The sequence below is a fragment of the Streptomyces sp. NPDC002206 genome (assembly GCF_053593595.1).
This window is the reverse complement of sequence record NZ_JBSFCW010000008.1, coordinates 240,913-264,480: the sequence shown is the minus strand read 5'-3', so window position 1 is coordinate 264,480 and position 23,568 is coordinate 240,913. Positions and strand designations below refer to the sequence as shown.

20 protein-coding genes and 1 pseudogene are annotated in these 23,568 nt (G+C 71.3%); 12 read left to right on the top strand and 9 right to left on the bottom strand.

Annotated features, from left to right (window positions below):
- Positions 1-75: 75 nt before the first annotated feature.
- On the top strand, positions 76-1,437 hold the full coding sequence (locus tag ACWCP8_RS18270) for a vWA domain-containing protein (RefSeq protein WP_451116891.1): 1,362 nt from the start codon (positions 76-78) through the stop codon (positions 1,435-1,437).
- 97 nt (positions 1,438-1,534) lie between these two features.
- On the top strand, positions 1,535-2,683 hold the full coding sequence (locus ACWCP8_RS18265; protein WP_451116889.1) for an FHA domain-containing protein: 1,149 nt from the start codon (positions 1,535-1,537) through the stop codon (positions 2,681-2,683).
- A 9-nt stretch (positions 2,684-2,692) separates the two neighbouring features.
- Here the strand turns inward: ACWCP8_RS18265 and ACWCP8_RS18260 are convergent, their stop codons facing one another.
- Positions 2,693-3,688 (bottom strand): methyltransferase domain-containing protein, encoded by a 996-nt coding sequence (locus tag ACWCP8_RS18260; RefSeq protein WP_451116887.1) that lies wholly within the window; start codon positions 3,686-3,688, stop codon positions 2,693-2,695.
- A 111-nt stretch (positions 3,689-3,799) separates the two neighbouring features.
- On the opposite strand from ACWCP8_RS18260, the gene ACWCP8_RS18255 reads away from it, so the two are divergent.
- The 4 genes from ACWCP8_RS18255 (at position 3,800) to ACWCP8_RS18240 (ending at position 11,525) form a co-directional block, all read left to right on the top strand.
- A complete protein-coding gene (locus tag ACWCP8_RS18255; RefSeq protein WP_326603771.1) occupies positions 3,800-4,204 on the top strand; it encodes a globin in 405 nt (134 codons plus the stop codon).
- Between the two features lie 211 nt (positions 4,205-4,415).
- On the top strand, positions 4,416-7,736 hold the full coding sequence (locus ACWCP8_RS18250) for an FtsX-like permease family protein (protein ID WP_451116884.1): 3,321 nt from the start codon (positions 4,416-4,418) through the stop codon (positions 7,734-7,736).
- A gap of 1 nt (position 7,737) precedes the next feature.
- Positions 7,738-10,563: an ABC transporter permease gene (locus ACWCP8_RS18245; protein WP_451116882.1), complete on the top strand. Its 2,826-nt coding sequence runs from the start codon at positions 7,738-7,740 to the stop codon at positions 10,561-10,563.
- Complete coding sequence (locus ACWCP8_RS18240; protein WP_352262246.1) at positions 10,560-11,525, top strand: ABC transporter ATP-binding protein; 966 nt, start codon at positions 10,560-10,562, stop codon at positions 11,523-11,525. Before ACWCP8_RS18245 ends, ACWCP8_RS18240 begins: the two co-directional genes overlap by 4 nt.
- A 37-nt stretch (positions 11,526-11,562) precedes the next feature.
- Here ACWCP8_RS18240 and ACWCP8_RS18235 read toward each other — a convergent pair whose 3' ends face one another.
- From ACWCP8_RS18235 to ettA, 3 genes are read right to left on the bottom strand one after another with little or no spacing between them, the layout of a single operon-like run.
- Complete coding sequence (locus ACWCP8_RS18235) at positions 11,563-12,261, bottom strand: hypothetical protein (RefSeq protein ID WP_352262248.1); 699 nt, start codon at positions 12,259-12,261, stop codon at positions 11,563-11,565.
- On the bottom strand, positions 12,258-12,680 hold the full coding sequence (locus tag ACWCP8_RS18230) for an acyl-CoA thioesterase (protein ID WP_030921448.1): 423 nt from the start codon (positions 12,678-12,680) through the stop codon (positions 12,258-12,260). Before ACWCP8_RS18230 ends, ACWCP8_RS18235 begins: the two co-directional genes overlap by 4 nt.
- A 5-nt stretch (positions 12,681-12,685) precedes the next feature.
- Positions 12,686-14,350, bottom strand: a complete 1,665-nt coding sequence (ettA, locus tag ACWCP8_RS18225; protein ID WP_352262250.1) for an energy-dependent translational throttle protein EttA — start codon at positions 14,348-14,350, stop codon at positions 12,686-12,688.
- A gap of 136 nt (positions 14,351-14,486) precedes the next feature.
- On the opposite strand from ettA, the gene ACWCP8_RS18220 reads away from it, so the two are divergent.
- Entirely contained in the window at positions 14,487-14,669 is a 183-nt protein-coding gene (locus tag ACWCP8_RS18220) for a DUF6233 domain-containing protein (RefSeq protein WP_451116954.1), read from the top strand.
- Between the two features lie 71 nt (positions 14,670-14,740).
- Here the strand turns inward: ACWCP8_RS18220 and ACWCP8_RS18215 are convergent, their stop codons facing one another.
- Positions 14,741-15,664, bottom strand: coding sequence for an NADP-dependent oxidoreductase (locus ACWCP8_RS18215; protein ID WP_352262251.1), 924 nt, complete (start codon positions 15,662-15,664; stop codon positions 14,741-14,743).
- 285 nt (positions 15,665-15,949) lie between these two features.
- On the opposite strand from ACWCP8_RS18215, the pseudogene ACWCP8_RS18210 reads away from it, so the two are divergent.
- Positions 15,950-16,681, top strand: a pseudogene (locus ACWCP8_RS18210) (GlxA family transcriptional regulator); the annotation flags it as partial.
- Here the strand turns inward: ACWCP8_RS18210 and ACWCP8_RS18205 are convergent.
- Complete coding sequence (locus ACWCP8_RS18205; protein WP_451116879.1) at positions 16,639-17,193, bottom strand: zinc finger domain-containing protein; 555 nt, start codon at positions 17,191-17,193, stop codon at positions 16,639-16,641. The pseudogene ACWCP8_RS18210 and the gene ACWCP8_RS18205 sit on opposite strands and share 43 nt — an antisense overlap.
- Positions 17,194-17,437: 244 nt before the next feature.
- Here ACWCP8_RS18205 and ACWCP8_RS18200 point away from each other — a divergent pair, with 244 nt between their 5' ends.
- On the top strand, positions 17,438-18,706 hold the full coding sequence (locus ACWCP8_RS18200; RefSeq protein WP_451116877.1) for an APC family permease: 1,269 nt from the start codon (positions 17,438-17,440) through the stop codon (positions 18,704-18,706).
- A gap of 31 nt (positions 18,707-18,737) precedes the next feature.
- On the opposite strand, the gene ACWCP8_RS18195 is transcribed toward ACWCP8_RS18200, so the two are convergent.
- Positions 18,738-19,097, bottom strand: coding sequence for a DUF6223 family protein (locus ACWCP8_RS18195; RefSeq protein WP_356005346.1), 360 nt, complete (start codon positions 19,095-19,097; stop codon positions 18,738-18,740).
- 230 nt (positions 19,098-19,327) lie between these two features.
- Between ACWCP8_RS18195 and ACWCP8_RS18190 the strand changes: the two genes are divergently transcribed.
- Both ACWCP8_RS18190 and ACWCP8_RS18185 read left to right on the top strand, forming a co-directional pair.
- A complete protein-coding gene (locus ACWCP8_RS18190) occupies positions 19,328-20,455 on the top strand; it encodes a sensor histidine kinase (RefSeq protein ID WP_451116874.1) in 1,128 nt (375 codons plus the stop codon).
- On the top strand, positions 20,452-21,114 hold the full coding sequence (locus ACWCP8_RS18185; RefSeq protein WP_356005343.1) for a response regulator transcription factor: 663 nt from the start codon (positions 20,452-20,454) through the stop codon (positions 21,112-21,114). Before ACWCP8_RS18190 ends, ACWCP8_RS18185 begins: the two co-directional genes overlap by 4 nt.
- Before the next feature lie 71 nt (positions 21,115-21,185).
- Here the strand turns inward: ACWCP8_RS18185 and ACWCP8_RS18180 are convergent, their stop codons facing one another.
- A complete protein-coding gene (locus tag ACWCP8_RS18180; RefSeq protein WP_451116872.1) occupies positions 21,186-21,491 on the bottom strand; it encodes a PadR family transcriptional regulator in 306 nt (101 codons plus the stop codon).
- A gap of 213 nt (positions 21,492-21,704) precedes the next feature.
- On the opposite strand from ACWCP8_RS18180, the gene ACWCP8_RS18175 reads away from it, so the two are divergent.
- Positions 21,705-21,977: a hypothetical protein gene (locus ACWCP8_RS18175; RefSeq protein ID WP_451116870.1), complete on the top strand. Its 273-nt coding sequence runs from the start codon at positions 21,705-21,707 to the stop codon at positions 21,975-21,977.
- A gap of 102 nt (positions 21,978-22,079) precedes the next feature.
- Here the strand turns inward: ACWCP8_RS18175 and ACWCP8_RS18170 are convergent, their stop codons facing one another.
- Complete coding sequence (locus ACWCP8_RS18170) at positions 22,080-23,510, bottom strand: LAETG motif-containing sortase-dependent surface protein (RefSeq protein WP_451116868.1); 1,431 nt, start codon at positions 23,508-23,510, stop codon at positions 22,080-22,082.
- Positions 23,511-23,568: the final 58 nt, after the last annotated feature.

Genomic DNA, 23,568 nt, shown 5'->3' with positions numbered 1-23,568 from the left:
CAGTCCGGTTCCGTTCGTCCGTTCGCCCACTGCGACCTTTTGCCAGCTCTGCCACCTTCGCCAGGAGCCGATCAGATGGCCAACTTCTCCAAGTCCCACGTGCCGCAGTTCTCCGTCGAGGTGTACCAGAACGAATATCTGCCGGAGGACGGCCGCGAGGTCAACGCGATCGTCACGGTCACGTCGACCGGCGGCGGCACCACCGGTGGTATTCCGCTGACCGGTGCGACCGCCTCGCCCGCCCATGTGCCGGGGCAGGGGCCGAACGCCGCCGTGGTGATCATGGTGGACTGTTCCGGTTCGATGGACTATCCGCCGACGAAGATGCGCAACGCCCGCGACGCGACGGCCGCGGCCATCGACACCCTGCGCGACGGCACGTCGTTCGCCGTGGTCGGCGGTACGCACGTCGCCAAGGAGGTCTACCCGGGCAACGGCCGCCTCGCCACCGCCGACACACAGACCAGGACCCAGGCGAAGGAGGCGTTGCGTCGGCTCAGCGCGGGCGGCGGTACGGCGATCGGCACCTGGCTGCGGCTGGCCGACCGGCTGCTCGGCGCCGCCGATGTGGACATCCGGCACGGGATCCTTCTCACCGACGGCCGCAACGAGCACGAGTCGCCCCAGGACCTGCGGGACGCGCTCGAAGCGTGCGCGGGCCGCTTCACCTGTGACGCCCGCGGCGTCGGCACCGACTGGGAGGTGAAAGAAGTCACAGCCATAGCCTCCGCGCTGCTCGGCACCGTGGACATCGTCGCCGATCCGGCGGGGCTCGCCGCAGACTTCACGCAGATGATGGAGAACGCGATGGGCAAGGAGGTCGCCGACGTGGTGCTGCGGCTCTGGACGCCCGTCGGAGTCGAGATCAAGTTCGTGAAGCAGGTCGCGCCGACGGTCGCCGAGCTGACCGACCGCCGCACCGACGCGGGCCCGCGCGCCGGGGATTACCCGACCGGGTCCTGGGGCGACGAGTCCCGCGACTACCACGTGTGTGTACAGGTGCCGGAGGCCGGGATCGGGCAGGAAATGCTCGCGGCCCGCGTCTCGTTGATCCTCCCCGACCCGTCGGGGACGGCGGCTCCGCAGACACTTTCGCAGGGATTGGTGCGGGCGGTGTGGACCGACGACATGGTGGCGTCCACCTCGATCAACCCCCAGGTCGCGCACTACACGGGCCAGGCGGAACTGGCACAAGTCATCCAACAGGGGCTCGAAGCGCGCAAGTCGGGAGACTTCGACGGCGCGACGGCGAAATTGGGCCGTGCGGTGCAGCTGGCATCGGCCTCCGGGAACGCTGACACTGCGAAACTGCTTTCGAAGGTGGTGGACGTCGTCGATGCGGCGACAGGTACTGTGCGACTGAAGGCGAAGGTGGCGGAGGCCGACGAGATGACCCTCGAAACGCGCTCCACCAAGACCGTTCGCGTGAAGAAATGACCTGATGGCCGACCGGCAGCCGGCCGGCTCGGCGACCTGGCGAAGCAACAGAGATGACGGCCCCCGGGGCCGGACGAGGAGAGGGGGAAGCGCCGACATGCCGACCTGCCCGAACGGACACCAGTCGGGTTCCGACGACTGGTGCGAGGTCTGCGGCCATCGCATGGCCGGCGCGGGCGCGCCTGCGGGTGCAGTCCCACCGCCGCCTCCCCCGCCGCCCGCTCCCGGTTACGGCTACCCGCAGGGCCCCGGCCCCGATGCGACGCAGCAAGCGGAGCTCTGCCCGCAGTGCCGCACCCCGCGTGAGGCGATGGCGCCGTTCTGCGAGGAGTGCCGGTGGAACTTCCTCACGAACACGGCGACGTCGTACACCCCGCTGGCCCCGCAGCACGGTGGCCCGGGTGCCGGCGGACCGGTGCCCGGTCTGAACCTGCCGCCCGGCTTCCAGGCGCAGCAGGGTCCGCCGCCCCCGCCGCCGCAACAGCAGCGCGATCCCTTCGAATACCAGAGCTCGCGGCCCTCGCAGGTGAACCGTCCGGCCGAGCCGCTGTCCGGTCCCGGCAGCCACCCGGGTCCTCCGGGACCGGGTCCGCAGCAGCCGCCGAACCCGTTCCAGCAGCAGGGCCCGCCGCAGCCGCCGACCCCGTTCCAGCAGCAGGGCCCGCCGCCTCCGCCGTCCTTCCGGCAGCAGACCGCGCCGCCGCAGCCGCAGGTTCAGCAGCCGGGTGGTGACGACTGGATGCTGCCGCCGCCCTCGCAGCCGCAGGCACCGCAGGCTCCGCAGCCCCCGAGGCAGCAGCAGTCGTCGCCGTTCCAGAGCCAGGTCCCGAACCAGGCGCCCGCGAACTGGACGGCGGTCATCGCCCCGGACCGTGAGTACTTCCTGGCGATGATGCAGCGCAGCGGCCCCGAGGCGACCGGGCTCAACCTGCCCGCGTACTCCCCGGAGCAGCGCCTTCCGCTCACCGGCAACCAGGTCACCATCGGCCGTCGTCGGCACAGCACCGGCGAGTCGCCCGATGTCGATCTGTCCGTGCCGCCGGAGGACCCGGGGGTCTCGCACCAGCACGCGGTGCTGGTGCAGCAGCCCGACGGCAGCTGGGCCGTGGTCGACCAGAACTCCACGAACGGCACCACGCTCAACGGCGCCCAGGACCCGATCCAGCCCTACGTCCCCGTTCCGCTCCAGGACGGCGACCAGGTGCACGTCGGGGCGTGGACGACGATCACCATCCGGCGCGGCTGACCGGAACGCTCAGTCCGCGAGGTCGGCGGGCAGTGGCCAGGCGTACGGCCCCTCCGGGTCGTCCAGCCAGGCCCACTGCCGCCCGTCCCGGACCGTGATGCCGAACCTCGCCCGCTCGGGGCGTCTCTCGCGCTGCCAGAGTGAGAGGGCCTCGCGCGGGTCGAGAGTGGACTCGGTCAGCGTCAGCAGGAACAGGAACAACTCGTCGTCGGCCACCCGCCTCGGCAGTCCCGCGGTGTGCGGGTGGCGCACCGGCGGTGGCACCGCCCCGCGCAGCGGCACGAAGTACGCGGGCGTGTGCAGGAACCGCCCCTCGGCGGACCTTCCGTGCAGCGTCTCCCGCACCTCCAGCATGATCAGACCGGTGGCGAACGGCGCCAGGATCCGCGCCCCCGGCCTGCACTGCGCCAGCCATGCCTGCGGTACGGACGGCAGGGTGCAGGTCGCGATGATCCGGTCGTACGGGCCCCGCTCCGGGCAGCCCCGCGCCCCGTCCCCGGTGATCACCGCCGGGTGGTGGCCGGCCGCCGCGAGATGCCTGCGGGCCGACTCCGTGATCTCCGGGTCGAGGTCGATGGTGGTCACCGCGTCGTCGCCGAGGCGGTGAGCGAGCAGCGCGGCGTTGTAGCCGGTGCCCGCACCGATCTCCAGGACGGTCATGCCGTCCGCCATCTCCAGCTCCTCCAGCATCCGGGCCATCATCGACGGCTGGCTGCTCGACGAGACGAGCTCACCGTCCCGGATCCGGGTGGCCAGCGCCTCGTCCGCGTACGCCCCGTACAGCCACCGGGCCCGCCGGGCCGGGTCGGGGTCCTCGCACCAGAGCCGCGCGGGCCCGCCGGTCCCGGTCACGAAGTAGTACGGCACGAACAGATGGCGCGGCACCTCCTCGAACGCGGCACGCCAGGCGGGGTCCTTCAACGCACCACGCGCGACCATTTCCCGCGCCATCGCCCACCGGGCCCCGGCGCCGGCCTCCGAGAACTGATCCAGGTGTGGCCCCATACCTCCACTCTCCCGCTCGCACCCCCCGGAAGCGACGAGGCGCACAGTGGCCGTCCCGGCCCGGGTCCTAGGACCCAGGTCCTCGGCCGGTGCGTCTGCGACCATGGACGGGTGACAGAGAATCCGCACGACACGCTTCAGGAGCAGACCTTCTACGAGCAGGTCGGCGGCGAGGAGACCTTCCGGCGCCTGGTCCACCGCTTCTACCAGGGGGTTGCCGAGGACCCGCTGCTGCGGCCGATGTATCCGGAGGAGGATCTGGGGCCGGCCGAGGAGCGGTTCACGCTGTTCCTGATCCAGTACTGGGGTGGCCCCAGGACGTACAGCGAGCAGCGCGGTCACCCGCGGCTGCGGATGCGGCACGTCCCGTTCCGGGTGGACCGGGCCGCGCACGATGCCTGGCTGAGCCGGATGCGGGTGGCTCTCGACGAGCTCGGGCTGTCCCCGGAACATGAGCGGCAGCTGTGGGACTACCTCACGTACGCCGCCGCCTCGATGGTGAACACCGAGGGCTGATGGCTCAGCCCTTTTCTCCCCTTTCTCCCTTTCCAGCACCTTCCTCCCCTTCTCGCACCCACGCACTGTGCGGAATGCGGTGCTCCGCCGCCGCATAACGATCACGATCCCATCAAGGTGCACGTGCAAGCGGTTTCCAGAGGTGGGTGCGCTCTGAAAGCATCTTGGGAGCGTCGGGGGGCGCGTGGGGTGACAGTGTCGAGGGGGCCAGGTGACGGGGTTCGTCTTTCTGCGGGTGAGGGCGCATCGGCTCCTTCTCGCCGCAGCCGTCCTGGCCGTCCTGCTCACCACATCGGTGCTGGCGGCACTCACCGCCTTCTCCGGCTCCATCGGCGACGCGGCCCTGCGCCACACGCTCACCCACCGCTCCGCCGCGTCCGCCTCGCTCGTCATCTCCGCACAGGTGGAGCGCGAGCAGCGGGAGGCGGCCGACGCGACCGCGCGCCAGGCCGCCCATGAGACGTTCGACGGCCTGGCGGTGACCGTACGGACGCTGGAGGCCTCGGGGCCGTACGCCCTGCCGCGCAGCCTGCAGGCTCCGGCGGCCCGGCGCGGCGATCCCGATCTCACCCGGTTCGCCTCGCTCGACCGCAGCCGCGTCCGTCTCACCGCCGGCCGCATGCCCGGCGCCGGGAGCGGGAAGAGCGGCGCCCCCGTCGAGGTGGCCCTGCCCTCCGTCGCCGCCGATGTCCTCAAGCTGAAGCCCGGCGCGCGACTCACGCTCACCGACCGGCTCGGCGACGGCACCAGACTGCCGGTCCTGATCACCGGCCTCTACGAGGCGGCCGACCAGGCCGACCCGTACTGGCAGTTGGACGAGCTCGGCGGGCGCGGCATCCGCAAGGTCGTCTTCACCACGTACGGTCCGCTGCTCGCCGATCCCGCCGTGCTCGACTCCGGGCGGATCAGCTCGGGTGAGATGTCGTGGCTGGCCGTCGCCGACTTCCGTACCGTCACCACGGACCGCATCGACGCGCTGCACACCGCATCGACCAAGGGCCCGAAGGCGCTCCTCGCCGCCCCGGAGTTCAAGGACGGGGCCCTCGCACAGACCTCGCTGCCCACCGTCCTCGACCAGATCGACCGGGCGCTGCTGGTGTCCCGCTCGACCCTGATGATCGTCGCCGTGCAGCTGGTGCTGCTCGCCGGTTACGCACTGCTGCTCGTGGCCCGGCTGCTGAGCAGTGAGCGCGGCGGGGAGACGGAACTGCTGCGGGCCCGCGGCGGTTCGCGCGGCCGGATCACCTCGCTCGCCGCGATCGAGGCGCTGCTGCTGGCGCTGCCCGCCGCCGTCATCGCCCCGCTGCTGGCCGGGCCGCTGACCCGGTTGCTGGCGGACCGCAGCGAGCTGACCCGGCTCGGGCTGCGGCTCGACGCGGGCGCGACCGGCACCGTGTGGCTGGTGGCCGCCGCCGTCGCGCTGGCCTGTGCACTGGCCGTCGTCGCGCCCGCGCTGGCCGCCAGCGCGGGGGTGCGCAGCCGTACCCGGACCGCCGCGCTGCCCGGGCCGGTGCGCGCGGGCGCCGACATCGGACTGCTGCTGATCGCGGCGGTGGCGTACTGGCAGCTCGACCGGCAGACCGGCAGCTCCGGCAGCGGTGCGCTCAGCGGTGACCGGGAGGGCGATCTCGGGGTCGATCCGCTGCTCGTCGCCGCGCCCGCGCTGCTGCTGCTCGCGGGCACCGTGCTGACGCTGCGGCTGCTGCCGCCCGCGGCCAGACTGGCGGAACGTCGTGCGGCGGGCGGTCGGGGGCTGTCCACCGCGCTGGCCGGATGGCAGTTCAGTCGCCGTCCGCTGCGCGGCGCCGGACCGGTGCTGCTACTGGTCCTGGCTGCCGCGATGGGGATGCTGGCGATCGGGCAAAGTGCGTCCTGGGACCGTTCGCAGGGCGACCAGGCCGACTTCAGGACGGGCGCGTCGGTGCGCATGGTCGGCGGAATCAACGGCGATCCCACGAAGGCCGGGGCGTACGCACAGCTGCCGGGGGTACGGGAGGCGGCGCCCGCGTTCCGGACGAAGGTGGATCTGTCCGGCGACCGCACGGCGGACGTGGTCGCCCTGGACACCGCGCACGCCGGCGAGCGGATGCTGATGCGCGACGATCTCGCCGGCGAACAGGTGGACCGCCTGCTCGGCGCGCTCGAACCGCCGAAGACCGCGCGGACCGGGCTGCTGCTGCCGAAGGGCAGCAGGGAGATCCGGTTCGACCTGCGGATCACCGTGCCCTCCGCACCGCACCGGGCGTCGCCGTCCGGCATGGCCCCGCTGGTCACCGTGGAGCTGGAGGACCGTTACGGCCTGCCGTACCAGGTGCTCGTCGGACCCGTGCCGGCGGATGGCCGGGCGCATCCCCTGTCGCTCGCGGTGGCGGCCGCCGGTGAGCTGGCCGTGACCGGGTTCGAGCTGGACAGCAGACAGCCCGTCGACCGTGCCGAGACGCACCGGGTCACCGTGAGCCGGCTGCGGACCGTGACCACGGACGGCACCGAGCAGCCGGTCCCCGTCCCGGCCGGGTTCGGCTGGCAGGGTGCCCTGACCACCACTCTGCTCAACGAGACGGGGCCGGGCGCCCCCGTCCACGCGGCCGCGTCCGACCGGGACCCGCTGACGCTCCGATACGACACCGGGTCCGTTCCGGTCGAGGACACGGGCTACGGGGTACCGTCCCTCAACCTGCGGGCCACTGCGCCCCACGCCGAGGCCCCGCCGCTCCGCGGGGTCGCCACCGACGCCTATCTGAAGGCGTCCGGGGCGAAGCTGGGGCAGGACGTCGATGTCACGCTGGCCGGCGAAACGGTCCGGGTGAAGATCGTGCGGACGGCCCGTCAGCTGCCCACCACCGGGCCGGGTGTCGCCACCGCCGCTGCCGCCGAGACGTCCCGGAGCCGGGACGGCGGTGCGCTGCTGCTCGACCTCAGGGCCCTCGGCCAGGTCTTCGCGGACCGCCCGAACGCGGTCCTCACCGCCAACGAATGGTGGCTGAGCACCGACCCCGGCCAGGCCGGGAAGGTCGCCGCCGCACTCCGTGAGCAGCCCGACACCGACCCGGCGCAGGTCCTGGTCCGCGACGAGGTGGCCCGGGATCTGCTGGGCGATCCGCTGGGCGCAGGGCCGCAGTCCGCACTGCTCGCGGTGGCGGTCGTCGCCGCCGCGCTGGCAGCGGTCGGCTTCGCGGTGAGCGCTGCCGGATCGCAGCGCGAACGGTCCGCCGAATTCGCCGTGCTGCGGGCCCTGGGGGCGCCGCGCCGCGGGCCGGCCCGGATGATCGCCGCCGAGCAGGGCGTGCTGATCGCCATCGCGCTGCTGGTCGGGTTCGCGCTCGGGGCCGTACTGACCAGGGCCGTCGTGCCACTCATCGTGCTGACCGGGCAGGCCGCCCAGCCGGTGCCGCCCGTGCTGGTGCAGCTGCCGGCCGGGCAGGTCGCCGCGCTGCTGGCGGGCGTCGCCGCGCTGCCGCTGCTGATCGTGGCGGCGATCGCCCTGCGCCGCGCCGACCCGGTGACTTCGCTGCGCCACCAGGGGGACAACTGATATGAGCCCACGTTCCGACAGCGGTCGTTCCGCAGGCGACGCCCGGGCCGCGGCCTGTGCCCCGTGGGTCCGTACCCGGCTGCGTACCGCGCCCGCGGCCGCCTGCACGCTCGGGTTGCTGGTGCTGGTCACAGCATTCCTCGCCGCCGCGTTCCCACGGGCCGTCGACGCGTACGAGAGCAAGGGGCTGCGCCACGACCTGGTTGTCGAGGACCCCAGGCGCAGCGTTCTGGAGCTGACCGCTCCGCCGCCTGCCCTGGGTGTCGAGGCGGAGCGCGCGGCCGCGGTGCGCAAGGCGACGCTGGGCGCGGTCCACCGCAAGGTGCTGGCCGGGCTGCCCGAACCGGTGCGCGCCGACGCCTTCCAGTCCTCGTACGGCATCCGCACGACGGAGCCGATCGCCGCCGGGGAGAAATGGCTGCCCCGGCCCTATGGCCTCGACCCCGAACTGACGTACGCCACCCCCTCGGCCCTGCCGGCCCACGCCACGCTGCGCGACGGCGCCTGGCCCACCGTCCACGGCGAGGTCACCACTACCGCCACGGAGGTCGAGGCCGCGGTCACCGAAGAGACCGCGAAGGCCCTGGGGCTCAAGGTGGGTTCGACGATCGCGGTACCGACCCGGGGCGAGGAGCCGCTGACCGTACGGATCACCGGCATTGTCGCCCCGAAGCTTCCGGGTGCCGCCTACTGGTCGTTCGAGCGCCTGCTGCGTACCCCTGCGCTGGTCCCGACGAACACCAAAGGTCCCCCCCTCTACTACTGGATAGCGGCCCTGTTGCTGCCGCCGGACGCAGCGCCCGCGCTGCTCTCCACGACCGGTGCGCCCGAGCCGTACTGGCGGATCGCGCCGGACGCCTCCCGGCTCACCGCGCTCGAGGTGGACCGGCTCCGCTCCCGGGTGGCTTCTCTGGAGAGCGGCCCGGAGCTGCTGAAGCTCCGTGCGCTGGCCGGTCCGGCGGCGACACTGACGACCGATCTGGACGTGGTCCTCACCCGGTACGACGCATTGCGTTCGGCGATCAGCCCGGTCGTCACGGTCGCCGCCGTCGGAATCGGCGCCGTCGCCGCCGTCGTGCTGCTGATGACGGGCGGCCTGCTCGCCGCCCGCCGCCGCAGCGAACTGGCCCTGCTGCGCTCACGCGGCGGTTCGTTGCGCGGCATCGGCGGGCGGCTGCTCGCGGAGACCGCGGTGACGGCGGTGCCCGCGGCGGCTGTCGGTCTGCTGCTCGCCGTTGCCGCCATCGGCGGGGCCCGGCTGTGGCCCGCGGTCGTCGGGGCAGCAGCCGTCGCCGTACTGGTCTGTGTTGCCCTGCCGCTGGGTACGACGCTCCTTCACCGCAGACCGCAGCTGCACGGCGCCCGCGACGACATGATGACCGCTCGCCCGTCGCGGCGGCGCACGGTTGCCGAACTCACCGTGCTGGTGCTGGCCGTCGGCGCGGTCGCCGCGCTGCGCCGCCGCGGCACCGCCGCGGGCGGCGGTACGGACTTCCTGGTCAGCGCCGCTCCGGTGCTGGTCGGGCTGATCGCAGCGCTGGTCCTCGCCCGCCTGTACCCGCTGCCGCTCCGGCTCGCCTCCCGCACCGTCGCACGGCTGCGCGGCGCGGTCGGCTTCCTCGCACTGGCCCGCGCCGGGCGCGCGTCGGTGAGCGGCGCACCGGCCCTGCTGGCGCTGCTCGTCGCGCTCACGACGGCGGCGTTCGGCGGCTCGGTGCTGGCGGGCGTCGCGGACGCCCGGGACGATGCGGCGGTGCGGGCCACCGGTGCGGACGCCCGGATCAGCGGCGAGGGCGGTGCGATGCCGCTGCCGGACCGGCTGGTCCGGGACGTACGGAAAGCGGGCGGTGTACGGGATGTGGCGCCGCTCCAGATCGAGTACGGCGTACCGCTGCCGTCCAACGACGCCGGCGTCGAGGACGCGAAGGGCGCCACGCTGGTCGGTGTCGATCCGGGGACGTACGCGAAGCTGGCGCGTGCAACCGGTTTCGGACCGTTCCCCGCAGACCGGCTGAAGGCCACCGGGGCGGCGCCCAGGAAGGGCACGCTGCCGTCGAAGGACCGGGTGCTGCCCGTCCTCGCCTCACCGGTTGTGGCCGAGCGCCTCGGCGAACGGCCGCGGGACATCCACTCGCAGGCCGGGGACTTCAAGGTGCGCGTCGTCGGAACGGTGACGCGCACACCGGCCGTCGACAGCGCCGGCTTCCTGATCGTCGACGCCGCGTCCCTCACCCACCGGCAGACCACCACCCTGCTGGTCACCGGCGGCTCCCCGGACGCGAAGGCGCTGCGCGCGGCCGCGCACCGGGCGGGCTCGACATTCTCCGTACAGCTGCGGTCCGAGGAGCGCGCGGCGTTCGTCGACACCCCCATGCAGTCGGGCGCCGAGCGGATCTACGCGGCGGCGATCGCGGCCGGCGCGGGCTACGCGCTGCTCGCCGTACTGCTGTCGCTGCTGCAGACCGCACCGGAACGCACCGCGCTGCTGGCCCGGCTGCGGACCATGGGCCTCACCCTCCGGCAGGGCCGACGGCTCCTCGGCCTCGAGGCGATGCCACAGGCGCTGCTGGCCGCCGCCGGCGGACTGCTCGTCGGCTGGTCGACGATCGCCCTGCTGGCACCCGGCGTCGACCTGGTACAGCTGGCGCTGTCCAGCGGGCCCGGCTCCGACGTACTCGACACCGCTCCGCTGCGGGCCGACCCGTGGTCGCTGGCGCTGCCGGCCCTCGGCGTGGTCGCCCTCGCCGCCACCGTGGCAGCCGTACAGGCCTGGTGGGCCGGGCGCCGTGGATCGATCACCGAACTCAGGGCAGGAGACACCCGATGACGTCGTCGACGACCGAGACCACTCTGGCGGAGCTCGAACAGCGGGCCGCCGCACGCCGCGACCGGCCCTCGTACGGGCACGACGCGCTGATCGCCTGCGATCGGCTGGTCCGCATCTTCAGCGCGGACGGGGTGGAGGTGCAGGCCCTCCAGGGCCTCGATCTGCTCGTCACCGAGGGCGAGTTGATGGCGCTCGTCGGGGCGTCCGGCAGCGGCAAGTCGACCCTGATGAACATCCTGGCGGGCCTCGACGTACCGACGGCCGGGTCGGCGAAGGTCGCGGGCTGCGATCTGCTGTCGATGGGCCCGAAGGAGCGGCTCCGCTACCGCCGGGACGTCGTCGGGTTCGTATGGCAGCAGACCGCCCGCAACCTGCTCCCCTACCTCAGCGCCGTCCAGAACGTCACGCTGCCCATGCAACTGCACGGCCGCGGCCGGAGCCGCGAACGCGCCGCGCGCGCGGACTCCCTGCTGCAGATGCTGGAGGTCGCGGACTGCCGCGACCGGCGGCCCGCGCAGATGTCCGGCGGCCAGCAGCAACGGGTCGCGATCGCGGTCGCGCTCGCCAACAATCCCTCGGTGCTGCTCGCCGACGAACCAACCGGCGAGCTGGACTCGGCGACGGGCGAGCAGGTCTTCGCCGCGTTCCGCCGGGCCAACGAGGAGCTGGGCACGACGATCGTGATCGTCACCCACGACCAGGCGGTGGCGGGCGAGGTCCGCCGTACGGTCGCCATCCGCGACGGCCGTACGTCGTCCGAGGTGCTGCGCCGTACGGAGGTGGACGCGGCGACGGGCAAGGAGTCCCAGGTGGCCCGCGAGTACGCGATGCTCGACCGCGCGGGGCGGCTGCAACTGCCCGCCGAGTACACGAAGACGCTCGGGATGGAGCACCGCGTGATGCTGGAACTGGAGCAGGACCACATCGGGGTGTGGCCGGACGACGACCAGCAGCGCGGATAGCGGGCGCCTCTCCCGCAGGTCCGCTCCGGACGCGGTGTCAGCGGACGCCGACCGACACCCCGAGATCGCCGAGGCCGCCGCCCGCACCGCGCAGGGCGATCGAGCCGAACGGGGTACGCAGCCGCAGCCAGGGGCCCGACGCGAGCAGGGCGACCGGGAAGTCCGGGGCCGGGCGGAGGAAGCCGAGGGACTGGGCGGCGTGGACGGCGCGCAGCGGGAGTTCCGTGTCCCCGACCGTGCGCGACCAGATCTCGCGGCCGATCAGGTCCCGTTCCGCCCTGGTGCGGCGGTCCGCGGGCAGCGCCTCGTCGCGGGAGCGGAACTCCGCCACCGCGGCGCTCAGCTCGACGCGCAGGGAGACGGGGTCGGGCAGTCCCGGCTGCTCGTGCCAGCCGCCCCGCGGCGGGAGGACTCCGGTCCACGGCGGCCCGGTGACGGGCGCGGGCAGGGTGCCCGCACCGTGTGCCTCGTGGGTGCCGCCATCGATGTCCAGCGATTCGAGGAGCTCACCGGCGGACACGGTGATGTCGAAGTCGTGCGTGCCGCGCAGCCGCGCCGTCCGGATGGCGAGCACCTCGAACGACGGCGGCCTGCCGAACACGGCCAGCGCGCCGCCGCCCGCCTGCAGCCGGACGGCGGCCGCCCGGTCGTAGTGGAGCAGCCGGCCGAGGAAGGCGGCAAGATCCGCCGCCTCCCTCGCGTCCGCGAACTCCAACAGCTGCACGGGAACCGTCATGCGGCGGCGGGCTCCTCGGCCAGGAACTCCTGGAGGAAGTGCTTCTCCTCCGCGGAGATCCGCCGCGGCCGCTCCTCGGCCAGGTTGTACGGCACGACGACGGTCGAGGCCCGCACGTACACCTGGTCCGGGTCCTTGATCTCGTAGCAGATCGTCAGTGACGCGGCACCTATCTTCGTGACCCACGACTCGACGGTCACCGGCGCGTGCCGGTGGACCAGCGGGCGCACGTAGTCGATCTCGTGCCGGGCCACGACGGACCCGCCCGCGAAGGACGGCGAGCCGTCCCCCGGCGCCAGCCGGAACATGAAGTCGATGCGCGCCTCCTCCAGGTAGCGGAGGAAGACCACGTTGTTGACGTGGCCGAAGGCATCCATGTCCGACCAGCGCAGCGGGCAGCTGTAGATATGACGAGCCAAGACGATCAGCCTCGCGTGAGCTTCTTGTACGTGGCGCGGTGCGGGCGGGCCGCGTCCGCACCGAGACGCTCGACCTTGTTCTTCTCGTACGACTCGAAGTTGCCCTCGAACCAGTACCACTTGGAGTCGCCCTCGTACGCCAGGATGTGCGTGGCGACGCGGTCCAGGAACCAGCGGTCGTGGGAGATGACCACTGCGGCGCCCGGGAACTCCAGGAGTGCGTTCTCCAGCGAGGACAGGGTCTCGACGTCGAGGTCGTTGGTGGGCTCGTCGAGAAGCAGCAGGTTGCCGCCCTCCTTGAGCGTCAGCGCCAGGTTGAGGCGGTTGCGCTCACCACCGGAGAGGACACCGGCCGGCTTCTGCTGGTCCGGACCCTTGAAGCCGAACGCGGAGACGTACGCCCGCGACGGCATCTCGACCTGGCCGACGTTGATGTAGTCGAGCTCGTCCGACACGACCGCCCAGAGGGTCTTCTTGGGGTCGATGTTGGCGCGGCTCTGGTCGACGTAGGAGATCTTGACGGTCTCGCCGACCTTGATGGCGCCGGTGTCCGGCGCCTCCAGGCCCTGGATCATCTTGAACAGCGTGGTCTTGCCCGCACCGTTCGGACCGATGACGCCGACGATGCCGTTGCGCGGCAGCGTGAACGACAGGTCGTCGATGAGGACCTTGTCGCCGAAGGCCTTCGAGAGGTTGTTGACCTCGACGACGATGGAACCGAGCCGCGGGCCCGGCGGAATCTGGATCTCCTCGAAGTCCAGCTTCCGCATCTTGTCCGCCTCGGCCGCCATCTCCTCGTACCGGGCGAGACGTGCCTTGGACTTCGTCTGCCGACCCTTGGCGTTGGAGCGGACCCACTCCAGCTCTTCCTTGAGCCGCTTGGCGCGCTTCTCGTCCTTGCGGCCCTCGACCTTGAGTCGGGTGGACTTCTTGTCGAGGTACGTGGAGTAGTTGCCCTCGTACGGGAGCGCGCGGCCGCGGTCCAGCTCGAGGATCCACTCGGCGACGTTGTTCAGGAAGTACCGGTCGTGCGTGACGGCGACGACGGCGCCCGCGTACTTCGAGAGGTGCTGCTCCAGCCAGTTCACCGACTCGGCGTCGAGGTGGTTGGTGGGCTCGTCGAGGAGGAGCAGGTCCGGGGCCTCGATCAGCAGCTTGCAGAGCGCGACACGGCGCTTCTCGCCACCGGAGAGGTTGACGACCGGCCAGTCACCGGGCGGGCAGCCCAGGGCGTCCATGGCCTGCTCCAGCTGGGCGTCCAGGTCCCACGCGTTGGCGTGGTCCAGGTCCTCCTGGAGCTTGCCCATCTCCTCCATCAGCGCGTCCGAGTAGTCCGTCGCCATGAGCTCGGCGACCTCGTTGAAGCGCGTGAGCTTGCCCATGATCTCGGCGGCGCCGGCCTGGACGTTCTCCAGCACGGTCTTCGACTCGTCGAGCAGCGGCTCCTGCATGAGGATGCCGACGCTGAAGCCGGGCGACAGGAACGCGTCACCGTTGGACGGCTGCTCCAGGCCCGCCATGATCTTCAGCACCGTGGACTTACCGGCACCGTTGGGGCCAACGACACCGATCTTCGCGCCGGGCAGGAAGTTCAGGGTGACGTCATCGAGGATCACCTTGTCGCCGTGCGCCTTGCGCGTCTTGCGCATGGTGTAGATGAACTCAGCCAAGAGAAACCGTCCGGCAGCAATAGAGGTGTGGGCAGATACACCCCATCTTGCCTGACGTCCACCCCAGGACGGAAACGGGAACCTCGGAGCCCCCTGATCAGGGCGGCACGGACGATCAAGCCCGAAGGGGCGGTCACTGTCGGTCGCCGTTGGTCGACGTTGCCCCTCGATCGTGGGCAGCACGCACCCGATCGGAGATCACGAGGCCCGCGTCGCCCTCACGGATCCGAACATCGGACCGTGCGCGTCCCGCCGCCCGGACAGCGAGCTGGGCGTACTGGACCAGCACCGACTCGGGGCCTGGTCGGCGAGCACGTAACGACGTGAGCAGCCTTGGCCATCAGGCGTTGGGCCAAGGGCCGTCCCGTAATCCCTGGCGGGCGCTCGCATTCAGTCTTCCGCGATCTGGATGATCGTTTTGCCGCGTGTGCGGCGCCCTTTGTGGGCGAATGCTGCGGGCGCTTCGGACAGTGGTGGCACATCCCCGACGACCGGCTTGAGTCGTCCGTCCCGGACACGCTGGACGAGGTCCGCGAGGCGGACCCGGTCGGCTTCGACGACGAAGAAGACGGCCCGACCGTTCTCGGGCTGGATTCTGGGCGGCATGACGATGGTGACGAGGGTGCCACCGGCGCGTACCAGGGCGGTCGAGCGTTCGAGGATGTCGCCGCCGAGCACATCGAATACGAGGTCGACCTCGCCGATGTCTTCGAGCCGGTCGTTCTGCAGGTCCACGAAGGTACCCGCGCCGAGACCGAGTGCTGTTTCCCTGTCGGCGGCCCGTCCGGTGCCGATCACTCGGGCGCCCGCCTCACGTGCGAGCTGCACGGCGATCGACCCGACACCGCCGGCGGCACCGTGGATGAGGACGGTCTGGCCTGTCGTGAGGCGGCCGTGGTCGAACAGGCCCTGCCATGCGGTCAGCCCGGAGATCGGCAGGGCGGCGGCCACCGTGTGGCCGACGTCCGCCGGAAGCGGAGCGAGATTGCGGGCCTCTACCGCGACGTACTCGGCCAGTGACCCGTTTCGGGTCCAGTCGGCCAGTCCGAACACCCGCTGGCCGACGGTCAGGCCCGTGGTTCCGTAGCCCAGTTCGGCGACAACGCCGGAGAGTTCGTGCCCGGGCACGCTCGGCGTTCGGTCGCGGCCGGCGCGGTCGGACCAGGTTCCCGGCCAGTCGAGCTCTCCAGGGGTGAACCCCGCGGCATGCACCCGCACGATGACATCGTTCTCAGCGGCGTGGGGGTAGGACATGTCCGTGAGGGAGAGCCCACCGACACCGGCGTCACGGTCTCGCACGGTGATGGCTTGCATGATGGTCCTTTCTGGAAGAAATTTTCGAATCAGAGTTTCGCAAGCACAGAAAGAATCGGGCATTTTCCGGCCCGCTCTTGAACCACACCGAAGATATTCGCGCCATCATGCGCGAAAGTCCAGTTCATGCGATAGAAGCCGCGACCGCTTTCGTCATGACCGTTGGACACGGAAAGCCTTTGACGGACCGCAGAAGATTATTCTGCGGTTTCGTCGTGAAGGTCCTCCGCCATCAATAGAGGCTTGGAACTCGCGGCGATGCAGGTCGGCGGGTGGGATGGGTAACCGCGAAGCCCTGTCGCCCCTGATCTGGTCGAGGCCGCGCGGACCCTGGCGCTCCGGGCCGACCGGGTCGCGTCCATCTGCACCGGAGCATTCGTCCTCGGCGCCGCCGGTCTCCTGGACGGCAAGCGTGCGACCACGCATTGGAAGGTCACGCAAGAACTCGCCGCCCGGTGCCGGGCCAGCCGCGTCGAACCTGATGCGATCTATGTTCGTGACGGCGCCACGTACACCTCGGCGGGCGTGACCGCCGGCATCGACCTCGCGCTGGCACTCGTCGAGGAGGATCACGGCCCTGATCTGACCCGCGATGTCGCCCGCGCCCTGGTGGTCTATTTGCAGCGTTCAGGCGGTCAGTCGCAGTTCTCCGCCCCACTGCAAGGACCGCCACCCCGATCTCCGGCCATCCGTAGGATCACCGACTTGGTGACGGCTCATCCCGCGGGAAATCACTCAATCGGCGAGCTCGCCAAGCACCTGAATGTGAGTTCTCGACATCTCACGCGACTCTTTCGCAATGAACTGTCCACCACGCCGGCCCGGTACGTAGAGATGATCCGGTTCGACATGGCAAAAGCTCTGCTCGACCAAGGGCACACCGCAACGCAGGTGGCATCCCTTGCCGGATTCCCGAGTTACGAGAGTATGCGCAGAGTTTTCGTGAGGAAAATGTCGATCAGCCCCGCTGCCTATCAGCGCCGCTTCAGCACGGCGCACCGCGCCAACACGGGGTAGCAGTAAGACGAACCCTCTTCCCGGACTCGGACCACCTTCCCGCCCGTCTGCGGCCGCTGCACCAGCGAGCCAACGGGTCGAGCTGATCCGCGGTGGGGACTGGGCCCATTGGGCGCCTTCTCCAGTTCGGGCCGGACCTTGATGCGGGTGCCGATCTGCTCTTTGAAGACCTTGTGGCACTGGGCCCGGTGGAGGGCTTCGAGCTGGCTCGCCAGCTCCTGGCGGGCGGTCGAGGTGCGGGCGTATCCGATCCGGATCGGCCGTTCTGCGCTGGGCGCGGGCACGACGGCGAGCGTGGGGCCCTGCTTCCACGCGCGGCCGGGGCCGCGGTCGGCGGGGACGGGGATCTCCAGTTCCTCGCGGAGCGCGGGGACGAGGACAAACCGCGGGGTGTGGTACTTCGCGGCTGTCTGGCCGCCCCGGGTGCGGCAGGCGCTGCCGGCGGGTGCGTCACAGTTCGGGCAGCCGTGATGTTCTACCGCCAATGCGGCCTGATCGGGCGCGAGATCCATGGCGGCAGCCTCTCGGAACCCCGTTGCACAACGTGCGGGTTTTGAGGGACTTCTGCAAGCGGCCACCTGTGGAAACGGGTCGGCTCCCGGGCCTCCCGCAGGACTCTCGCAGATGGTCATTTACGAGAATCGCCGTGCGTGCGGCTATGGCCTGAGGTGTGGTGACGGAGGCGCGAAGGCTCATATATCGTCAGCCGATATCGGAGCCCGTAAGAGGTGCGCTTTGTCGCCGAGGAGTGAGTCCATGAGCAAGCCATCGACGGCCGCCGGGCCGGAAGAGCTGCAGCGGCGGCTTGGGGTGTCCGACGCCGTGGTGATCGGCCTCGGGTCGATGATCGGCGCGGGAATCTTCGCCGCACTCGCGCCGGCCGCGCACGCGGCCGGCTCCGGGCTCCTGATCAGCCTGGCCCTGGCCGCCGTGGTCGCGTACTGCAACGCCACCTCCTCCGCCCGGCTCGCCGCCCGGTACCCGGCTTCGGGTGGCACCTACATCTACGGCCGCGAGCGGCTCGGCGACTTCTGGGGCTACCTCGCCGGGTGGGGGTTCGTGGTGGGCAAGACCGCTTCCTGCGCGGCCATGGCCCTCACGGTGGGCTCGTACGTGTGGCCAGGCCAGGCGCACGCGGTCGCGGTCGCGGCGGTGGTGGCGCTGACCGCGGTGAACTATGCCGGGGTGCAGAAGTCGGCGCTGCTGACCCGGGTGATCGTGGCCGTGGTTCTGGCGGTGCTTGCCGCCGTGGTGGTCACCACCGTCACCTCTTCCGCGTCGAGCGCGGCCCGGCTCGATGTCGGGGATGACGCAACCTTCAGCGGGGTGCTCCAGGCGGCGGGCCTTCTGTTCTTCGCCTTCGCCGGATACGCGCGCATCGCCACCCTCGGCGAGGAGGTCCGCGACCCGCAGCGCACGATTCCCCGGGGTATCTCGATCGCGCTCGGCATCACCCTGGTCGTCTACGCCGTCGTCGCCATCTCCGTGTTGACCGTCCTCGGCCCGGAGGGGCTGGCGCGGGCCACCACGCCCCTGTCGGATGCGGCCCGGGCGGCGGGCGCCGACTGGCTGGTGCCGGTTGTGCGCGTCGGTGCGGCGGTGGCCGCGCTCGGCTCCCTCCTCGCCCTGATCCTCGGCGTCTCGCGCACCACTCTGGCCATGGCCCGCGACCGGCACCTGCCCCACGGCCTGGCCGTGGTCCACCAGAAGTTCAAGGTGCCGCACCGGGCCGAGCTCCTGGTGGGCGCGGTGGTGGCGGTGGTCGCCGCGACGACGGACGTGCGCGGGGCGATCGGGTTCTCCTCCTTCGGCGTCCTGACGTACTACGCGATCGCCAACGCCTCCGCCTGGACCCTGACCCCGGAAGAAGGCCGCCCCGCACGGGTCATTCCCGTCCTCGGGCTGGTCGGCTGCCTGATCCTGGCCTTCGCCTTGCCCATTTCCTCGGTGATCTCCGGGGCCGCGGTGCTGGCCCTCGGTGCCGTTGCCTACGGCATCAGGCGCGGTCTCGCGGCCCGCAGCTGACCGTGTCCGGCCGCGCGCGGATTCGCTGCGGTCAGCCAGCCGGCACAGTGCGGCGGGAGCGGATCAGCGCCCGGCGGCCGAGGACGATGGCGATCGCTCCCAACGGGATGGCCGCGATGGCTCCGACGAGCCCGTTGCCGGTGCCGGGACCGCCGCTGGAGGTGGCCAGGTGCAGCACCGCGAGGACCGTACCGGCCAGCCCCATCGTCATGGCCGAGATGGAGCCGGTGCGCGCGTTGCCGGTGCGGATACGGCCGGCGAGGCGGGCCAGCGTCAGCCAGCCGATGGCCACGCCGACCGCCCCTACCGCGAGGGCCAGGTTGGCCCCGGTCCGCCCGTCGCCGATGACTCCGCCCTCGGCAGCCGCCATCAAAACGTCTGGTGCGTTCATGCCTCTCCTCTTCTCCGCGTGGAGCAATTCCAAGGTTTCGCTGTGCCTTGAGCATGTCTGCCGACCGCAGTGCCGGTCGTCCCTCAGGCGCAGGCACTTTGCGCTGCCGCCGATGCCGCAGATGCCTGCTGCGGATGCGGCAGGAGCCGCCCGGATACTGCAGGCGCGGTAGCCGGCCGCTCGTCCACGAGCGGGACGTGCCCGTAGCGGCACCCGGTTAAGGTGCGCGCATGGACAAAGGTCGGTTCGGCGTCCCGGCCGGTGTCGGAGACGGGGCGATCGCCCTCGGTGTGGCGGCACTGCTGCTGGGCACCGGGCTGTCCGGGGAGCACCCCGGCACGGGCCCCGACTTGCTCGGCTACACGCTGCTGGCAGCCGGCGGCCTCGCACTGGCCGCGCGTCGCCGCGCTCCGCTGACCGTCCTGGCCGTCACCGGGCTGTGTGCGGTGGGGTATCAGGCGGCGGGTTTCGACGTGCTCGCCGTCTCGTACCTGGTCGCGGTGTACGGCGCGGTGCGGGCCGGGCACCGGGCCGTCACGGTGGCGGCGTCCGTGACCATGCTGGTCGTTCTTCACCTCACTGCCCTGGTCTTCCACGATGGGCCTGCGGGCGAGGCGTTGGCGCAGGCCCGCCACGTCCTCGAGGTTGCCTGGTTGATCGCCGCGTTCGCCGCGGGGGAGGCGCTGCGGCAGGCCGAGCAACGGGCGGACGAAGCCGAGCGCACCCGGGAGGAGACCGCGCGGCGCCGTGCGGATGAGGAGCGGCTGCACATCGCGCGGGAACTGCATGATTCGCTCACCCACCAAATCTCGATCATCAAGGTCCAGTCGGAAGTCGCCGTCCACGTGGCCCGCAGGCGGGGTGAACAGGTACCCGAGGCCCTGCTCGCGATCCAGGAGGCCGGACGTGAGGCGACCCGGGAACTACGCGCCACCCTGGAGGCGCTGCGTGATGACGACACCACCCCGCCCCGCGGGCTCGACCACATCCCGGAGCTGGTGGAGCAGGCAAGCAGGGCCGGCCTGGAGGCGACGCTGACGATCGAGGGGCAGCGGACCGACGTGCCGGCCGCGGTGAGCCGGACCAGCTACCGGATCGTTCAGGAGGCGCTGACCAACATCACCCGGCACGCCTCCGCCGCGACCGCGTCGGTCCGCATCGTCTACCGTGCCGACTCACTGGCCATTCAGGTCGATGACGACGGCAAGGCCACGCCGGCCGCGGTGCCGAAGCTCGGGCTGGGGCTATTGGGCATGCAGGAACGCGTCACTGCCCTCGGCGGTCGGCTGCGCGCGAAGCCGCGCAGCGAGCGGGGCTTCACCGTCCAGGCCGAACTCCCCGTGGAACGAGCGTCATGATCCGTGTCCTGCTCGTCGACGACCAGCCGCTCATTCGCAGCGGATTCCGTGCACTCCTCGACCTCGAAGACGACATCGAGGTGGTGGCCGAGGCAGCCGACGGCGAGCAGGGCCTGGCGCTGGCCAGACAGCACCTGCCCGATGTTGCGCTGATCGACATCCAGATGCCGGTCGTCGACGGCATCGAGGCCACCCGGCGCATCGCCGCGGACCCGGCTCTGGCCCCGGTGCACGTCGTTATCCTCACCAACTACGGCATGGACGAGTACGTCCTGGACGCGCTGCGCGCCGGCGCCGCCGGTTTCCTCGTCAAGGACATCGTGCCGGACGACTTTGTGCACGCTGTGCGTGTCGCCGCCCGCGGTGACGCGCTGCTCGCGCCGTCCATCACCCGCAAGCTGATCAACCAGTACGTCACCCAGCCGCTGCCCGCTGCCGCCGACGCCGGGCTGGACGAGCTGACCAGCCGCGAACGCGAGGCCGTCACCTTGGTCGCGCAGGGTCTGTCCAACGACCAGATCGCCGACCGCATGGTGATCAGTCCAGTGACAGCGAAGACCCACATCAACCGGGCCATGACCAAACTCCACGCCCGCGACCGTGCCCAACTCGTGGTACTCGCCTACGAATCCGGCCTGGTGACTCCGCGCACCTCCTGACATCCATGGGCCGGTCGAGATCGTCTGCGGCCTGCTGATCCCTGGCCGGGACAGCGGCGGTACGAGGCCGATCAGGGCGCGTCGTTGCCGAGCACCTCGCGGGCCAGCTCCTTCAACGCGCGCCGATCCTCCGCCAGGGCCTGTCTTCCGGCCTTGGTCGCCTTGTAGACGCGACGGGTGCGCCCGTCGACCACTCGCTGCTCGGACACCAGCAGCCCGTCGGCCTCCAGCCGGTGCAGCGTCGGATACAGGGTGCCGGGGCTGATCTGATGGCCGTGCCGGGCCAGTTCCTCGGTCATCCACGCGCCGTGAATCTCCTCCTCGGCTGCGTGATGCAGGATGTGCAGCCGCACCGCACCCCGCTGGAACTCCCGCACCTGGACACCTCCGGCAGTGACGATTCCGATATCGGTATCCGATCCTACGTCGACCGGCACTAGCGCCTACGCGGCCGAAGCACCCAGGACAAGAGGCGCGGCCTGCGCATTCACCCTTCCCCGCCGTCCTCGTCATCGTCGAGTTCGGCGGCGTCCGGGTCACGCAACGGCCGCAGGGCGGCGCGCGCCGGGAACGCCCAGCCGGTCGCACTGGTGCTGCACCGGATCTCGGACGCGGCGGCAAAGAGCAACACCGGACCGGTCCGCGACGACCAGTTCGTCCATGTGCGCAGCCAGGTCCAGGACAGCGACCTCACCAGCGGGAAGCTGGTGACGGGACCGCTGCAGGAACGGGAGATCTGGTACGCCCGGAAGCCCGGCCCCCGCCAGGACGGGGATACCCTCCCCATCAACGCCGAGTTCGGGGACACCGACGGCACCCGCGAGGGCCTGACCCGCATTCGGTGGCGCTCGGTGCCGCAGTGAGGTCGGGTGTCTTCTGTTACGCGACAGCCCCGGTACGCGTGGGCGTACCGGGGCTGTCAGCAGCACATCGTGACAATGTGCCGCTCGGATGTCACGTTCCGCTTACTCCTCGGTCGACTGACCCGCGGACCGACCAGCGGACGACGTCTTCCGCTTGCGGAGGAGGAAGACCGCGCCGCCGCCGATGACGACGAGTGCGATGGCGATGCCCGCGATGATCGGCGTGGCGCTGGAGCTGCCGGTCTCGGCGAGGTCGCCCCCGGTGCCGGTCGAGCTGCCGCCGGCCGTGGCCGGGGCGGGCTGGTCCGCGGTCTGGGTGTCGAGGCCGCCGGTGCCGCTGCCGGTGGTCTTGCAGTCCAGGACGCCCTTGAACGTCTTGGTGAACCCGCCGGGACCGGTGATCGTGAAGTCGTACGCCTGGTCCTCGGCGACCGGGACGGTCACCGTCTCGGACTGTCCGGCCTCGACGGTGTGCTCGGCACCGGCCAGCTCGAAGGTGAACGCCTCGTCGCCCTCGTTGCTCGCGGTGACGTCCACGCCGCCCTTGGCGCAGTTCTTCTTCGCGGTGATCGCGGGGATTGCGCCCTTCTTGGCCCAGGTCGCGGTGGCGGTCGCGGAGACCGTGGACTCGCTGGAGCCGGCCAGGATCTGGGTCTGGCTCTTGGTCACCCCGGCGAAGGCACGGCCGACCGGCACCGAGGTGGTGGCCTGCACGGTCAGCGACGCGGTGCCGTCGGCGGCACCCGCCGGGACGTCGAAGTAGAGCTCGGCGCCGTTGGCGGCGGCGGTGACAGGCTTGCCGCTCTTGTCGGTGACCTTGACGCCGCTGGCGGAGTCGGCGGGCGGGGTCACCGAGACCTGGCCGGCGTCGGTGTGCACGGTGACCGGCCCGAGCCGCTCACCGGACAGGCCGGAGACCGCTGCCGGGTCCAGCGCGAGGGACGCCTTGGGCTCGGCGACGTCCTCTGCGTGCTCTCCCAGCCAGTCGGCGAGCTTCTCGGCCTGCTGGTCGGAGGCGTCGACATCGGCGTTGTCCGAGTAGCGCCAGATGGCGACCTGGGTGCCCGCCGCCGCGGTCTGCTCGGTCAGCGGCCCGGTGCCTGCCCGTTCGGCGAGCGCCGCGAGGTCGTCGATCTGCGGGTAGGAGTGCTGCAGGATCCAGCGGATCCTGCCCGCGTTCTTGTTGGCGCCGAGCGACGTCTGGTCCCAGGGGGTCTCCAGGTACTTCGCCTGGTCCTGGGTGGGGTTGTGAATGTCGATGCAGTACGTCTTGAGCTTGCCGCCGCCGTCGACGGTCATCTCGAAGAGCCCGGCGGCCAGCTCCTGCTTCTTGCCGTCCGTGTGGAGCACGGCCCGGTCGTAGGTCTTCAACCCGTCCAGGACGGCGGTCGCGCCACCCTGGTGCTGGGGCGCCTCGTCGGCGGCCGCGCTGCCCGCGCCGACGAGGGCGGCGGCCATGACGAGCCCGGATGCCACCGCTGATGCGGCCAGCCGGGAGATGCCCGGTCTCCGTGGGGGATTCGTCCCCGCCATGGATGCTGAAGCAGTCGCTGAAGAAGCAGAAAACACAGATGTCCCCTCCGGGCGGGAT